General features: G+C 55.7%; 13 protein-coding genes and 1 tRNA gene. 1 reads left to right on the top strand and 13 read right to left on the bottom strand.

All coding sequences use genetic code 11. The features are described 5' to 3' along the window. Positions 1-19: 19 nt before the first annotated feature. The 11 genes from NR795_RS18035 to NR795_RS17990 all read right to left on the bottom strand — a co-directional run bounded on the left by NR795_RS18035 (position 20) and on the right by NR795_RS17990 (position 12355). A complete protein-coding gene (locus NR795_RS18035) occupies positions 20-1951 on the bottom strand; it encodes a DEAD/DEAH family ATP-dependent RNA helicase (RefSeq protein WP_257758929.1) in 1932 nt (643 codons plus the stop codon). Then, on the bottom strand, positions 1944-2024 hold the full coding sequence (gene yrbN / locus NR795_RS20745) for a protein YrbN (RefSeq protein WP_144817703.1): 81 nt from the start codon (positions 2022-2024) through the stop codon (positions 1944-1946). The genes NR795_RS18035 and yrbN overlap by 8 nt, the downstream gene beginning before the upstream one ends. Before the next feature lie 110 nt (positions 2025-2134). Beyond that, positions 2135-3019 (bottom strand): lipoprotein NlpI, encoded by an 885-nt coding sequence (nlpI, locus tag NR795_RS18030; RefSeq protein ID WP_042390165.1) that lies wholly within the window; start codon positions 3017-3019, stop codon positions 2135-2137. A 112-nt stretch (positions 3020-3131) separates the two neighbouring features. Next, positions 3132-5267, bottom strand: coding sequence for a polyribonucleotide nucleotidyltransferase (gene pnp / locus NR795_RS18025; protein ID WP_144817500.1), 2136 nt, complete (start codon positions 5265-5267; stop codon positions 3132-3134). Between the two features lie 243 nt (positions 5268-5510). Beyond that, on the bottom strand, positions 5511-5780 hold the full coding sequence (gene rpsO / locus NR795_RS18020) for a 30S ribosomal protein S15 (protein WP_004385056.1): 270 nt from the start codon (positions 5778-5780) through the stop codon (positions 5511-5513). A 152-nt stretch (positions 5781-5932) separates the two neighbouring features. Beyond that, positions 5933-6880 (bottom strand): tRNA pseudouridine(55) synthase TruB, encoded by a 948-nt coding sequence (gene truB / locus NR795_RS18015; protein ID WP_144817499.1) that lies wholly within the window; start codon positions 6878-6880, stop codon positions 5933-5935. Continuing rightward, a complete protein-coding gene (gene rbfA / locus NR795_RS18010; protein WP_042390148.1) occupies positions 6880-7281 on the bottom strand; it encodes a 30S ribosome-binding factor RbfA in 402 nt (133 codons plus the stop codon). The genes truB and rbfA overlap by 1 nt, the downstream gene beginning before the upstream one ends. 82 nt (positions 7282-7363) lie before the next feature. Then, complete coding sequence (infB, locus tag NR795_RS18005) at positions 7364-10078, bottom strand: translation initiation factor IF-2 (RefSeq protein WP_257758928.1); 2715 nt, start codon at positions 10076-10078, stop codon at positions 7364-7366. 24 nt (positions 10079-10102) lie between these two features. Continuing rightward, complete coding sequence (nusA, locus tag NR795_RS18000) at positions 10103-11590, bottom strand: transcription termination factor NusA (protein ID WP_222889490.1); 1488 nt, start codon at positions 11588-11590, stop codon at positions 10103-10105. A 28-nt stretch (positions 11591-11618) separates the two neighbouring features. Beyond that, positions 11619-12071, bottom strand: a complete 453-nt coding sequence (rimP, locus tag NR795_RS17995; protein WP_238085515.1) for a ribosome maturation factor RimP — start codon at positions 12069-12071, stop codon at positions 11619-11621. A 207-nt stretch (positions 12072-12278) separates the two neighbouring features. Then, positions 12279-12355, bottom strand: a tRNA-Met gene (locus NR795_RS17990). Positions 12356-12708: 353 nt separating this feature from the next. On the opposite strand from NR795_RS17990, the gene argG reads away from it, so the two are divergent. Then, positions 12709-14055 carry an argininosuccinate synthase gene (argG, locus tag NR795_RS17985; protein ID WP_144817496.1) on the top strand — a complete coding sequence of 449 codons (1347 nt, stop codon included), beginning with the start codon at positions 12709-12711 and terminating at the stop codon, positions 14053-14055. 60 nt (positions 14056-14115) lie between these two features. On the opposite strand, the gene agp is transcribed toward argG, so the two are convergent. Both agp and NR795_RS17975 read right to left on the bottom strand, forming a co-directional pair. Beyond that, positions 14116-15351, bottom strand: coding sequence for a bifunctional glucose-1-phosphatase/inositol phosphatase (gene agp, locus NR795_RS17980; protein ID WP_257758927.1), 1236 nt, complete (start codon positions 15349-15351; stop codon positions 14116-14118). An 89-nt stretch (positions 15352-15440) separates the two neighbouring features. After that, positions 15441-15800: a helix-turn-helix domain-containing protein gene (locus NR795_RS17975; protein ID WP_257758925.1), complete on the bottom strand. Its 360-nt coding sequence runs from the start codon at positions 15798-15800 to the stop codon at positions 15441-15443. Positions 15801-15854 lie beyond the last annotated feature (54 nt).

Genomic DNA, 15854 nt, shown 5'->3' with positions numbered 1-15854 from the left:
CGTTTCTGCGCTTACACGCTTACGCGTCGTTGTTAAAACGACGGCGCGGCGTGGAGGCGTCATCACGGCGCGGACCGCGGTTTTCACGGCGCTCACCGCTGAAGCGACCTGCACCAGCACCTGCTGGGGCAGAACCTTCGCGACGCGGGCCACGACCGCCTTCACGACGCTCGCCGCCGCCGAAGCTACGACGTTCGCCAGCCGGACGGTCACCGCCGCCACGGCGCTCACCACGTTCGTGCGGCTGTGCATCGCCCAGCAGCTGCATATTCATCGGCTTGTTGAGAATACGCGTGCGGGTGAAGTGCTGCAGAACTTCACCCGGCATGCCTTTCGGCAGCTCGATGGTGGAGTGAGAAGCGAACAGCTTGATGTTACCAATGTAACGGCTGCTAATGTCGCCTTCGTTAGCGATAGCGCCAACGATGTGACGCACTTCAACGCCATCATCACGGCCCACTTCAATGCGGTACAGCTGCATATCACCAGCGTCACGACGCTCGCGACGCGGACGGTCTTCACCACCACGCTCCGGGCGGTCAGCACGCGGGGCACGATCGTTACGGTCGCGCGGAGCACGTTCGTCACGGTCACGGAACTCACGCTTCGGACGCATCGGTGCATCTGGCGGTACGATCAGCGCACGTTCGCCCTGAGCCATTTTCAGCAGTGCTGCAGCCAGGGTTTCGATATCCAGCTCTTCGCCTTCCGCTGTCGGCTTGATCTGCGCCAGCAGAGCACGGTACTGATCCAGATCGCTGCTCTCCAGCTGCTGCTGAACTTTCGCGGCGAATTTTTCCAGACGGCGTTTGCCCAGCAGTTCTGCGTTCGGCAGATCGGCTTCTGGAATGGTCAGCTTCATGGTGCGTTCGATGTTACGCAGCAGACGACGCTCGCGGTTCTCAACGAACAGCAGCGCACGGCCTGCACGACCCGCACGACCGGTACGGCCGATACGGTGAACGTAAGACTCGGAGTCCATCGGGATGTCGTAGTTAACAACCAGGCTGATACGCTCTACGTCAAGGCCACGGGCCGCAACGTCGGTAGCGATCAGGATGTCGAGACGACCATCTTTCAGACGCTCCAGGGTCTGCTCACGCAGCGCCTGGTTCATGTCACCGTTCAGCGCGGCACTGTTATAGCCGCTGCGCTCCAGCGCTTCAGCCACTTCCAGGGTCGCGTTTTTGGTACGGACGAAGATAATCGCCGCGTCAAAATCTTCCGCTTCCAGGAAACGCACCAGCGCTTCGTTTTTACGCATGCCGTATACCGACCAGTAGCTCTGGCTGATGTCCGGGCGAGTCGTGACGCTGGACTGGATGCGCACTTCCTGCGGCTCGTTCATAAAGCGGCGGGTAATGCGACGGATCGCTTCCGGCATGGTGGCGGAGAAGAGCGCGGTCTGATGATCGGCCGGGATCTGCGCCATGATGGTTTCAACGTCCTCGATGAAGCCCATACGCAGCATTTCATCCGCTTCGTCCAGCACCAGGCCTTTCAGGCCGGAGAGGTTCAGCGTGCCACGTTTTAAGTGATCGAGCAGACGGCCCGGCGTACCCACAACAATCTGTGGGCCCTGGCGCAGGGCGCGCAGCTGCACGTCATAGCGCTGGCCGCCGTAAAGGGCAACCACGTTTACGCCGTGCATATGTTTAGAGAAGTCAGTCATCGCTTCAGCAACCTGAACGGCCAGTTCACGGGTTGGAGCGAGCACAAGGATCTGCGGCGCGCGCAGGTCCGGATCAATGTTGTTCAGCAGCGGCAGCGAGAACGCTGCGGTTTTACCGCTACCGGTCTGGGCCATACCCAGCACGTCACGACCAGAGAGCAGGTGCGGAATGCACTCAGCCTGGATCGGAGAAGGTTTTTCGTAACCGAGATCGTTAAGCGCCTCAATAATAGAAGGTTTCAGCCCAAGATCGGAAAAAGTGGTTTCGAATTCAGCCATGTAGTACGAGTGCCTCAATGTCATTGGCGGCCAGTCTACATAACTCATCGTGAAAATAATTAGCAATTTTCATTGAAAAGTGTGAACCGGCTCAAAGTAGGTGTATTGACGAACAACAACGCCCTCACCCGCGAAGATGATGGCAATCAAAAAAAGATTGTGGGCTGATGTTTATGTCGTCAGCTATTGCTGGTCCGATTCTGCCAGGTCGTCTTGCTCCTGGCCCAAGAGCGATAATTCCAACAATGCATAACGGTGCTCAACATAGTTGTGTACGTTGTTAGCAACCGCTAATTTGAACAGTGCCGTAGCGCTGTCCTTTTCCCCCAGACTTAGGTAGTACTTACCTAAATAGAAGTTGGTTTCACTGAGATGCTCAGCGAGCGAGGTGTTATCCGTTGCGTCCGCCTTCAGGCGCTCCATTAACGTTTTTTCGTCAATGTTGCCCAGGTAGAACTCGACAATGTTCCATCCCCATTGCTCCTTGTCCGATTTCTCGAAGCGCTGTTCCAGTGCTTCTTTCGCCTGCTTCTCATCGAGCTTCTGCTCGGCGAGATAAAGCCACAGACTGCGGAAAGGATCGTTGGGATCGTCTTGATAAAACGCTAGCAGATCATCTTGCGCTAACTTGTCACGACCGCCGTAGTAGAGAGCGATACCGCGATTCAAGTGCGCGTAGTTGTAAGTTGGATCAAGCTCAAGTACAGAATCAAACGCTTCATAGGCAGCATCAAAATTGCCTGCCTGCGTTAAGTAAATGCCAAGGTAGTTGAATACCTCAGGCATATCGGGTCGGATTGCCAGCGCTTGTGAAAAATCATTTCGCGCTAGTGCCCTCAGACCGAGACTATCATACAACACTCCGCGCTCATATAAAAGCTGCGCGCGTTCATCATCGGTTAAAGCCCGACTGGCAAGAATTTGTTCCATACGTGCCAGAATCACTTCCTGCTGCAAAGTCGGTTGCAATGGCACTGCGAGGACTTCGTTCTTACGCCAGGCAGAGTTGCTGCATCCTGCCAGCGTTAGAGCTGTCGCAACGAAACACCAGCGCAAAAAAGGCTTCATTTCCTACTCCCGAAGACAACAAAAGGTTGAACGTCCTGTCCCCCGGCTGCAATCATGGCATCCTGCCCGGTTGTAAAAGCTCCCCGCCAGCGGCGAGGAGCTCATCGCAACGTTACTCGCCCTGGTCTGCTGCCGGCGCCTGCGGCGCGTCAGTGGACGGAGACTGCTCGGTTGCTTCTTTGATGCTCAGACGGACACGGCCCTGGCGGTCAACTTCCAGAACTTTTACCGGCACTTCCTGACCCATCTGCAGGTAGTCGGTCACTTTCTCAACGCGCTTGTCAGCGATCTGAGAGATGTGAACCAGACCCTCTTTACCGCCACCGATGGCAACGAACGCGCCAAAGTCAACGATACGGGTCACTTTACCATTGTAGATACGGCCAACTTCGATCTCAGCGGTGATCTCTTCGATACGACGGATAGCGTATTTCGCTTTCTCGCCGTCGGTCGCAGCGATCTTCACGGTACCGTCATCTTCGATTTCGATGGTGGTGCCGGTCTCTTCGGTCAGGGCACGGATAACAGAGCCGCCTTTACCGATAACGTCTTTGATCTTGTCCGGGCTGATCTTGATGGTGTGGATACGCGGTGCAAACTGCGAGATGTCGCCGCGCGGCGCGTTGATTGCCTGCTCCATCACACCCAGAATATGCAGACGTGCACCTTTCGCCTGGTTCAGCGCAGCGTGCATGATCTCTTTGGTGATGCCTTCAATTTTGATATCCATCTGCAGGGCAGAGATACCTTCGCGGGAGCCCGCTACTTTGAAGTCCATATCACCCAGGTGATCTTCGTCGCCCAGAATATCGGACAGTACGACAAAGTTGTCACCCTCTTTCACCAGACCCATCGCGATACCTGCCACGGCGGCTTTGATCGGCACACCGGCGTCCATCAGTGCCAGCGAAGCGCCGCACACGGAAGCCATAGAGGAGGAGCCGTTGGATTCGGTGATTTCAGATACCACACGTACGGTGTACGGGAACTTCTCGGTGTCCGGCATCACTGCCAGTACGCCGCGCTTCGCCAGACGACCGTGACCAATTTCACGACGCTTCGGCGAGCCCACCATACCGGTTTCACCTACGGAGTACGGAGGGAAGTTATAGTGGAACAGGAAGCTGTCGGTACGATCGCCCATCAGCTCGTCAATGTTCTGTGCATCACGTGCGGTACCCAGGGTCGCGGTAACCAGCGCCTGCGTTTCGCCACGGGTGAACAGCGCGGAGCCGTGAGTACGCGGCAGCACGCCAGTACGCACGTCCAGACCACGGATCATATCTTTTTCACGGCCGTCGATACGCGGCTCGCCTGCCAGCACGCGGCTACGCACCACGTTTTTCTCGATGGCGTGCAGAATGTCGCCCAGCTCGTTAGCGTCCAGAGAGTCGTCTTCAGCAACCAGGGTAGCGATAGTTTCAGATTTGATCGCGTCAACCTGAGTGTAACGCTCCTGCTTGTCGGTGATGCGGTAAGCATCGCTCAGACGGGATTCTGCCAGCGCAGCAACGCGTGCGTTCAGCGCTGCGTCAACCACTTCCGGCTGCCAGTCCCAACGCGGTTTACCCGCTTCTTTCACCAGGTCGTTGATGTTCTGGATCACGATCTGCTGCTGCTCGTGGCCAAAGACCACTGCGCCCAGCATCTGATCTTCGCTCAGCAGTTCTGCTTCGGATTCAACCATCAGCACGGCAGCTTCGGTACCGGCAACCACCAGGTCCAGCTTGCTCTCTTTCAGCTCGTCCTGAGTCGGGTTCAGAACGTACTGGTCATTGATGTAACCAACACGCGCCGAGCCGATTGGGCCGTTGAACGGAATACCGGACAGGGAGAGGGCTGCGGATGCACCAATCATCGCCACGATGTCTGGGTTAACCTGCGGGTTAACGGAAACCACGGTCGCGATAACCTGCACTTCGTTAACGAAGCCTTCCGGGAACAGCGGGCGAACCGGGCGGTCAATCAGACGCGCGATCAGGGTTTCGCCTTCGCTTGGACGGCCTTCACGACGGAAGAAGCCACCCGGGATTTTACCGGCAGCGTAGGTACGCTCCTGGTAGTTAACGGTCAGCGGGAAGAAGTCCTGGCCCGGCTTGGCCTTTTTCTGGCCTACAACGGTAACGAAGACCGCGGTGTCGTCCATGCTTACCATAACGGCAGCCGTCGCCTGACGGGCCATCATGCCGGTTTCCAGCGTCACGGTATGCTGACCGTACTGGAATTTACGAATGATCGGATTAAGCAAAATTTTACCCTTTCTCAAATGTTTGACAGCACACCTTGCGGCGTGCTGACGTTAAACCCGATCCTCAGTGCATCCTCGCGACTAATGACAACCGACACCCCCATGGGTGAAGCCTCTCATTAGCCGCGCGAACCTCTGCAACGAAGATCATTCAAAGCAACAATACAATAGTTTAGAGTGAATTGCTGCCGTCTGGTTGAAAAAAGGGGCCATCAAGGCCCCTTTCTCTGAAACTCGCCAGACTTAGCGACGCAGACCCAGACGCTCGATCAGCGCAGTGTAGCGTGCAACATCTTTACGTTTCAGGTAGTCGAGCAGTTTACGACGCTGAGATACCATACGCAGCAGACCACGACGGCTGTGGTGATCTTTTTTGTGCTCTGCAAAGTGACCCTGCAGGTGGTTGATCTGAGCAGTCAGCAGGGCAACCTGTACTTCGGTAGAACCGCTGTCATTTTCGCCACGACCGAACTCGGAAACGATTTTTGCTTTAGCTTCAACGCTTAGAGACATTTTGAACTCCAAAATTAAACGAATGAAAGGATGCCGATCTCTAATTCAGCGATCCCAGATATAACGCCCGCTCGCTGTTATACAGCTAACGCGACGTTAAGCGGCAATATTCTACTCGCAGTACCCTGTTATCGCAAGGTAGCTGCATAAGCTTATGCCGCCGGATACTCTACGACAAGTCGACGCGGGGCAACGCGGCCCTCATCGTCAATCTCGCCCATGCCGATGAACTTGCCTTCGTCACCTTCCGTCACGCGCACCAGCCCGTTTAGCGGCGCGCCCGTGGTGCGTACCGGGTTACCGTTCTTGAAGTAGACCGACGAGGTCAGCGGCAGATTGACTACCGGGAAGTCCGCAGCCGGGCTGTCCATTGGCATCAGCAGCGGATCCAGCAGTTGTGCTGCGGGTCGCGCCTGCTGCTCAGCCTGTTCGACCAGCGCGTGGAGCTGCTCCAGGGTCACCATGCGATCCACCGGATAGGTGCTAACGGCCAGGCGACGCAGGAAGGTCACGTGTGCGCCACAGCCCAGCTTCTCACCGAGATCGTCAATGATAGTGCGGATATAGGTGCCTTTCGAGCAGTGAACTTCCAGCTCCAGCTCGTTGTCTTCGTGGCGAATAAACAGCAGCTCGTAGACGGTAATGGGCCGGGCTTCACGCGGCACTTCAATGCCCTGACGCGCGTACTCATAGAGCTTTTTGCCCTGGTACTTAAGCGCCGAGTACATCGATGGAACCTGCATTGTGTCGCCACGAAAACTCTCCAGCGCGTCAGCAAGCTGTTGCGCACTAAAGGTCACCGGGCGCTCCTCAACGATTTCACCATCCGCATCGGAGGTATCGGTGCGCTGGCCGAGGCGAGCAACCACCCGGTAGCGTTTATCGGAGTCCAGCAGGTACTGGGAAAACTTTGTCGCCTCGCCCAGGCAGATCGGCAGCATGCCGGTCGCCAGCGGATCCAGCGCGCCGGTATGCCCGGCACGGTTGGCGTTATAGAGGCGCTTTACTTTTTGCAGCACGTCGTTGCTGGACATCCCCTGGGGCTTATCCAGCAGCAGCACGCCGTGCACGTCGCGACCGCGACGACGAGGACGACTCATCAGTCCTCCTTGCTGTCGTCCGGGTTGACGCGACGCTCATCGTCCTGTCGCACCACGTTGGTCACCAGGTTAGACATGCGCATCCCCTCGACCAGCGAGTTGTCGTAGAAGAAGGTCAGCTCCGGCACGATACGCAGGCGCATGGCTTTGCCAAGCAGCGAGCGGATAAAGCCAGACGCTTCCTGCAACGCTTTGAGGCCCGCTTTCACGGCATCTTCATCTTTGTCGTTCAGGAAGGTAACAAACACTTTGGCATAGGCCAGATCGCGGGACATTTCGACACCGGAAACGGTGGTCATCATGCCCAGACGCGGATCTTTGATTTCGCGCTGCAGGATCATTGCAATCTCTTTCTGCATCTCCTGGGCCACGCGCTGTGGGCGACCAAATTCTTTCGCCATAATAAATTCTCCAGACAAAAAAGGGGCCATTAGCCCCTTTTAATATGATTGCCGGGTGACGCGAGGCGATCCCGGCCTACAATCACTCGATGCTACGTTTGATCTCGATGATCTCGAACACTTCGATCATATCGCCAACGCGAACGTCGTTGTAGTTCTTCACGCCGATACCACATTCCATACCGTTACGGACTTCGTTAACGTCATCTTTGAAGCGGCGCAGGGACTCCAGCTCGCCTTCGTAGATAACCACGTTGTCACGCAGAACGCGGATTGGGTTGTGACGTTTAATCGTGCCTTCGGTAACCATACAGCCTGCGATAGCGCCGAATTTCGGTGATTTGAACACGTCACGCACTTCAGCCAGACCGATGATCTGCTGTTTCAGCTCAGGCGACAGCATGCCGCTCATCGCTGCTTTCACTTCGTCGATCAGATGATAGATGACGGAGTAGTAGCGCAGATCCAGGCTCTCAGCGTCGATAACTTTACGCGCGGAGGCGTCAGCACGGACGTTGAAGCCAACCAGGATGGCGTTGGATGCCGCAGCCAGGGTCGCGTCGGTTTCGGTGATACCACCTACGCCGGAACCGATGATCTTCACTTTAACTTCGTCAGTAGAGAGTTTCAGCAAGGAGTCGGAGATCGCTTCCACAGAGCCCTGTACGTCAGCTTTCAGCACGACGTTCACTTCGTGAACTTCGCCCTCGGTCATGTTAGCAAACATGTTCTCGAGTTTAGATTTCTGCTGGCGTGCCAGTTTAACTTCACGGAATTTGCCCTGACGGTACAGCGCAACTTCACGCGCTTTCTTCTCGTCACGCACCACGGTCACTTCGTCACCCGCAGCCGGCACGCCGGAGAGACCGAGGATCTCAACCGGAATAGACGGACCCGCTTCCAGCACTTCCTGACCCAGTTCGTTACGCATCGCACGCACGCGGCCATATTCGAAGCCACACAGAACGATGTCGCCCTTGTTCAGGGTACCTTCACGAACCAGCACGGTAGCAACCGGACCACGACCTTTATCCAGGAAGGATTCGATAACCGCACCGCTCGCCATGCCTTTACGTACCGCTTTCAGCTCCAGAACTTCAGCCTGCAGCAGGATAGCGTTCAGCAGGTCATCGATACCGGTACCCGCTTTCGCCGACACAGGGATGAACTGAGATTCACCGCCCCACTCTTCCGGCATAACGCCGTACTGGGAGAGTTCGTTCTTAACGCGGTCCATGTCAGCTTCTGGCTTATCGATTTTGTTCACCGCAACCACGATAGGCACCTGCGCCGCTTTCGCGTGCTGGATAGCTTCGATGGTCTGCGGCATCACGCCGTCGTCAGCTGCAACGACCAGCACAACGATATCCGTTGCCTGCGCACCACGAGCACGCATAGAGGTAAACGCGGCGTGGCCCGGGGTATCCAGGAAGGTGATCATACCGTTGTCGGTTTCAACGTGGTATGCACCGATATGCTGGGTAATGCCACCCGCTTCGCCAGAGGCTACTTTCGTTGAACGAATGTAGTCGAGCAGCGAGGTTTTACCGTGGTCAACGTGACCCATGATGGTCACGACCGGCGCGCGCGGTTCTGCCGCAGCGCCTGTATCACGGTCGCTCATTACCGCTTCTTCCAGCTCGTTTTCACGACGCAGGATAACTTTGTGGCCCATCTCTTCGGCCACCAGCTGTGCGGTTTCCTGGTCGATAACCTGGTTGATGGTCGCCATTGCACCCAGCTTCATCATCGCTTTGATGACCTGAGAGCCTTTAACGGCCATCTTGTTGGCCAGCTCGCCCACGGTGATGGTTTCGCCAATCACAACGTCACGGTTAACGGCCTGGGCTGGTTTCTGGAAGCCCTGCTGTAAAGAGGAGCCTTTACGCTTGCCGCCTTTACCGCCGCGACCCGCTGCACGTGCTTCTTCACGGTCAGCTTTAGATTCAGCGTGCTTGTTGCCCTTCTTCTGAGGACGCGCAGCTTTTGTAGCAGTACGGGTACGGCTACGGCCGCCTTCTACTTCGCGATCGTTCTCGTCTTCAGCCTGGCGAGCATGCTGAGAGGTCGTTACGTGATAATCGCTGGTGTCTTCGGTTTCTACAGGTTCGATAACCCCGTTCCTCTCGTTTTCTTCCGCCATACGGCGTGCTTCTTCTGCTACGCGACGTGCTTCTTCTTCAAGCTTACGACGCGCTTCTTCTTCGGCTTTACGCTTCAGCTCTTGCGCTTCGGCTTCACGACGTGCTTTTTCAGCCTGGGCAGCTTTGGTCATTTCGTCAGATGGTTGATTGCTCACTTTGCTCGTTTCCGCAGCGTCGCGCTTCGCCGTATCAGCGGTGTCGCGTTTCGCTTTTTCTTCGGCTTCACGTTTCGCTTTCTCTTGTGCGTCACGCTTGGCTTTGTCCTCGGCTTCACGCTTCGCAGCTTCCTCTGCTTCACGCGTTGCCTTCTCTTCCGCTTCGCGCTTCGCCTCTTCTTCCGCGGCGAGACGTTCAGCCTCTTGCGGATCGCGTTTTACAAAGGTGCGCTTTTTACGGACTTCGATCTGCACCGATTTACTCTTCCCGCCGGTGCCAGGGATATTCAGCGTGCTGCGCGTTTTACGTTGCAGCGTCAGCTTGTCCGGCGCAGAACCGTGTTCACGGTTCAGGTGCGCCAGCAGCGTCTGTTTCTCTTGCGCTGTGACTGAGTCTTCAGCAGCCTTCGGGATCCCTGCATCAGCAAATTGCTGTACCAGGCGGTCTACGGAGGTCTGAATCTCAGCGGCCAGCGTTTTTACGGTTACATCTGTCATGCTGTTCCTTCCTGCTACAGTTTATTACGCTTCGTCGCCGAACCAGCAAATATTACGTGCGGCCATGATGAGCTCACCCGCTTTCTCGTCGGTTAACCCTTCGATATCGCTTAGGTCATCAATGCCCTGGTCAGCGAGGTCTTCCAGCGTACAAACACCACGAGCAGCCAGTTTAAACGCCAGCTCGCGATCGAGGCCTTCAAGGTTAAGCAGGTCGTCAGCCGGTTTGTTATTACCAAGGCTCTCTTCCTGCGCCAGGGCCAGGGTCGTCAGGGCATTTTTCGCGCGTTCGCGCAGAGCCTCAACGGTCTCTTCGTCCAGACCCTCAATTTCCAGCAGCTCTTTCATTGGCACATAGGCCAGCTCTTCCAGGGTTGAGAAACCCTCTTCAACCAGCACGGTGGCAAACTCTTCGTCAATGCCAAGGTGTTTGGTGAAGGTATCAATCGCCGCATGGGCTTCCGCCTGATGCTTGGACTGAAGATCGTCAACGGTCATGACGTTGAGCTCCCAGCCGCTCAGCTGCGATGCCAGACGGACGTTCTGACCGTTACGGCCAATCGCCTGCGCCAGGTTACCGGCTTCAACAGCGATATCCATGGTGTGCTTGTCTTCGTCCACCACGATAGACGCTACGTCTGCCGGTGCCATCGCGTTGATCACGAACTGCGCCGGGTTATCATCCCACAGGACGATATCGATACGCTCGCCGCCCAGTTCGGTCGAAACCGCCTGAACACGCGCACCGCGCATACCCACGCAAGCGCCGACCGGATCGATACGCTTATCGTTGGTTTTCACCGCGATTTTCGCACGGGAACCCGGATCGCGGGCCGCCGCTTTGATCTCGATAACTTCTTCACCGATCTCTGGCACTTCGATGCGGAACAGTTCGATCAGCATTTCCGGTTTGGAACGGGTCACGAACAGCTGCGCACCGCGCGCTTCAGGACGCACTGCGTAGAGCACGCCGCGAATACGGTCGCCCGGACGGAAGTTTTCACGCGGCAGCATATCTTCACGCAGGATCACGGCTTCAGCATTGCTGCCCAGATCCAGCGTGATGTTGTCGCGGTTCACTTTCTTCACCACGCCGGTGATGATCTCACCTTCGTGCTCACGGAACTGATCGACAACCAGCGCGCGCTCGGCTTCACGTACCTTCTGTACGATAACCTGCTTCGCCGTCTGAGTCGTGATACGGTCAAAGGTCACAGACTCAATCTGATCTTCTACGTAGTCGCCTGGATTCAGGCTCTCATCTTCGTAGCGTGCGGCTTCCAGCGTGATTTCACGCGTCGGCATGGTGACTTCTTCAACAATTACCCAGCGGCGGAAGGTATCAAAGTCACCGCTCTTACGATCGATCTCCACGCGGACATCGATCTCTTGCTCATATTTTTTCTTTGTTGCTGTAGCCAGCGCGCTTTCCAGCGCTTCAAAAATTTTCTCGCGCGGCAGCGCTTTCTCATTGGAAACAGCTTCAACAACAGCCAAAATTTCTTTATTCATTGGGGGCCTTTCACCTCAATCCAGACTGTTAAAAGTGGGGGACCAGGTTCGCTTTCTGGATGTTGCTCAGCGCGAACACTTCATCTTTACCTTCGACCGTAACGGTGATCATCTCGCCATCGACACCTTTGATAATGCCCTGCCATTTGCGACGATTCTGAACCGCCATACGCAGTACCAGTGTGACCTCTTCGCCTACATAGCGCGCGTAGTGTTCGGCTGTGAACAACGGACGATCAAGACCAGGTGAGGAGACTTCAAGGTTATAAGCGACGGTAATGGGATCTTCCACATCCATCACGGCGCTAACCTGATGGCTGACATCAGCACAATCATCAACATTGATGCCATCTTCACTATCAATATAGATGCGCAGCGTAGATGTGCGACCACGGATAAATTCAATACCAACCAGTTCGTAGCCCAGCGCTTCGACCGGTGCGGTAATCATCTCTGTTAATTTTTGCTCTAATGTGGACAAACCCACCCCCAAGACATAAAAAAAGGGCGTAAGCCCAGTTATTCTGTAGTCAGATAACAAAAAACCCCGATAAATCGAGGCTTTAGATAACTGAACCCTATAGCCGTAACAACGGCCTGGAGAACCTTTCGCAACTGTTTTTTTCAAATGTGACGCCGAAGGCTCAAGGTCTTCATAGTATATTTGAAAAAGAACACTAAGGGAAAGTGGTTGCGGGGGCCGGATTTGAACCGACGACCTTCGGGTTATGAGCCCGACGAGCTACCAGGCTGCTCCACCCCGCGCCTGAATCGTGGCAAATACTACGCCGATATTGCATTAAATGCAAGTTAAGACAGGTGTAAACACCGGGAACGACTGATTAGACAGACATTATAATCAATTGATTTTATTCATTGCAACTAAAAAAGACGCCTTTGCTCTCTGCCCCGCTATTATCCCGTGATTTTTTTTAATGATTTTGCCATGCAACGCTTTCGGTCGCCGCGAAAAGATGATTAAATGAAAACTCACTTATTTTGCATAATCATGCATTACTGATGGGTGCCCAGGCGCTTTTTGCGGTAATGTTTAGCCTATCATCATGGCGTGGCTGTTAAGTCTCTCACCATAGGTATAGTTAGCAGGGATTTATTTTATGACGACGATTCTCAAGCATCTTCCGGTTGGACAACGTATTGGCATCGCTTTCTCCGGCGGCCTCGACACCAGCGCAGCCCTGCTGTGGATGCGCCAAAAGGGCGCGGTTCCTTATGCCTACACGGCGAATCTGGGTCAGCCAGATGAGGATGACTATGAGGCTATTCCACGCCGTGCAAAAGAGTACGGCGCAGAAAATGCACGCCTGATCGACTGCCGTAAGCAGCTGGTTGCCGAAGGCATTGCCGCTATTCAGTGCGGTGCGTTTCATAATACCACCGGCGGACTGACCTATTTCAACACCACCCCGCTGGGCCGTGCCGTCACCGGTACCATGCTGGTTGCCGCCATGAAAGAGGACGGCGTGAACATCTGGGGCGACGGCAGCACCTATAAAGGCAACGATATCGAACGCTTCTACCGCTACGGCCTGCTGACCAATGCCGAGCTGAAGATCTATAAGCCGTGGCTCGATACCGACTTTATCGACGAGCTGGGCGGCCGTCAGGAGATGTCTGAATTTATGATCGCCTGCGGCTTTGACTACAAAATGTCAGTCGAGAAAGCCTACTCCACCGACTCCAACATGCTGGGTGCAACCCACGAAGCCAAGGACCTGGAGTTTCTCAACTCCAGCGTCAAGATCGTTAACCCGATCATGGGCGTCAAGTTCTGGGACGAGAGCGTGAAGATCCCGGCGGAAGAGGTGACTATCCGCTTCGAGCGCGGTTACCCGGTGGCGCTGAACGGCAAAACCTTTGCAGATGACGTTGAGCTGATGCTGGAAGCCAACCGTATCGGCGGCCGTCACGGTCTGGGCATGAGCGATCAGATTGAGAACCGTATTATCGAAGCGAAGAGCCGTGGCATCTACGAAGCTCCGGGGATGGCCCTGCTGCACATCGCCTACGAGCGTCTGCTGACCGGCATTCACAACGAAGATACCATTGAGCAGTATCACTCTCACGGTCGCCAGCTCGGCAAGTTGCTCTATCAGGGCCGCTGGTTCGATCCGCAAGCGCTGATGCTGCGTGATGCGCTGCAACGCTGGGTGGCGAGCGCCATCACCGGTGAGGTGACGCTGGAGCTGCGTCGTGGTAACGACTACTCCATTCTGAATACGGTCTCTGACAACCTGACCTACAAGGCAGAGCGTCTGACCATGGAGAAAGGCGACTCGGTCTTCTCACCGGACGATCGTATCGGCCAGCTGACCATGCGTAACCTGGATATCACCGACACCCGCGAGAAGCTGTTCAACTACGCTGAGACGGGCCTGCTCTCCTCTTCGGCCAGCACCGGCCTGCCGCAGATGGACAGCCTTGAGCATAGCGATAAGCAGTAATATCGAGTTGAGGTATTAAGGGCGCATAAGCGCCCTTTTTTATGCCTGCCAGCTTACATCCTACTTCGCCGCGTCGTTCAGTACCGCATCGAATTTATCTACCGGGCAGAAACCCTCCGCATCGACCGGACAGCCTTTCAGCGCCAGCGTTACGCGCTGTGCCGGTGCCTGTAGCGTGAGCACATCGGCATTGCGCAGCTGTTCCGTGCTTTGATACACATACTCAATCTTCATCAGATCGCGGTTAGCGGTCTGGTCATGCCAGCGTTGGAAAATAATTTTACCGCCGATCGGCGTGCGCTCGTACTGGTCATGGAGCTGGTAGGGTTTAAAATCCAACGCCGTCAGCAGCGAGGCGATGTTAGAGTCATGGCCTACCAGCAGCGTGACTTTCGGCGCGCTGGCCCGGTCCGTCACCAGCGCCTTGTCGATATACTTCACCAGCGGTTTCGCCACGTTCTGCGCCACTGCCGTAGAGGTAAAGAGCGAATCCTGATAGCCGTTTTTCAGCTTCGACAGCACGCGCCACTGCTGGTCGGTTTTGATCTCTCCCCAGGCGACCTGATCCATCGGCAAGCCTTCGTAATACTGTAGGGTGAAGGCATCCACCAGCGAGTTGCCCACCTTCAGCGGCCCCGAGACACCCGGCTCTTTCTCATACCCGGCGCTGAAGGTATCTTTCGGGTCGGTCAGGGAGCAGACCTGTTTCTCTTTACAGGAGGGGGAGTCGGCATAATGTGTGATCTGCGCTAGCAGCTTATAGCTTTCATCCAGCTGCATCCCCTGGCGCTCGGTCTGCATGGCCTGTACCGCCTTGTCACGGAACGCCGCGTCCTTATCAGTAATAACGGGATTAAAGGTGGGATCCATCGTGCCCATCGCATCCTGATGGTGAACCGGCACGTCGCAGCCGGGGAACGCGCCGGTAATGAAGAACTGCGCCGTGGCGACGGTACGCTGCAGGCTGTTGGCGTAGGCATAGACGGCGTCAGACGTAGGGCACTCGCCCGCTTTCACCAGCCCCTGCTCCGCCAGCCATTCACGCATGTAGTGCCCCATGTAGACTTCAAGCACCCCGCCCTTGGTGGTGAGCTGCCCGCCCGGCACGTCCCACTCAGGCCATTTGTTCGGCGTCGACTGCTGCAGCACGCTGCCGTTATCTGCCAGCGGCGCGCGCAGGTTGTGGCGGCTCATGATCAACACCTGCTGTAGCTGGTAGCCTTCTGGCGTCGTTTGTGCCTGCGCACCTGCGGTTAATGCGCCGGCCAGCGCAACTGCGAGTAGTGCTTTTTTCATCCCTAACTCCTCACCTTTGTCATTGTCGTGCTAAGTGTGACAGATTAATGACAAATTTCCCGGAGCCGTTTCGCAAAGTGGGCAAGCGCCTACTGCCTAAGCTGATGACCGTATTCATGCATCCAGTCGGCCAGCGCCGCGAGGGCATGTTGCAGGGTGAGACCAAGAGGAGTGATGTGATACTCCACGCGAGGGGGAATTTCAGGGTAGACGGTACGCGTGACCAGCCCGCGCTGTTCGAACAGCCGCAGCTGCTTGGTCAGCTCTTTTTGCGTAATGGGTGCGGCGGTCCGCAGCAGCTCGCCAAAGCGTACCGGTTCGTTGATGACGATCAGACGATAGATAATTGGAATGGCCCACTTTCCGGAGAGCAGTCCGATAAAGCTGGTCATCGGGCAGGGTTCATGCTGACAATTTTTTTCTTCCGCACAGTCGAGTAATAACGCCATTGCACACCTCTTGCCTCGTTAGTATCCAATTGGTACCTGGTTTATTTTAGATAG

The sequence above is a fragment of the Pseudescherichia sp. L3 genome (assembly GCF_024656065.1).
Classification (GTDB): Bacteria; Pseudomonadota; Gammaproteobacteria; order Enterobacterales; family Enterobacteriaceae; genus Pseudescherichia.
This window is presented reverse-complemented; position numbering and strand designations above follow the sequence as displayed.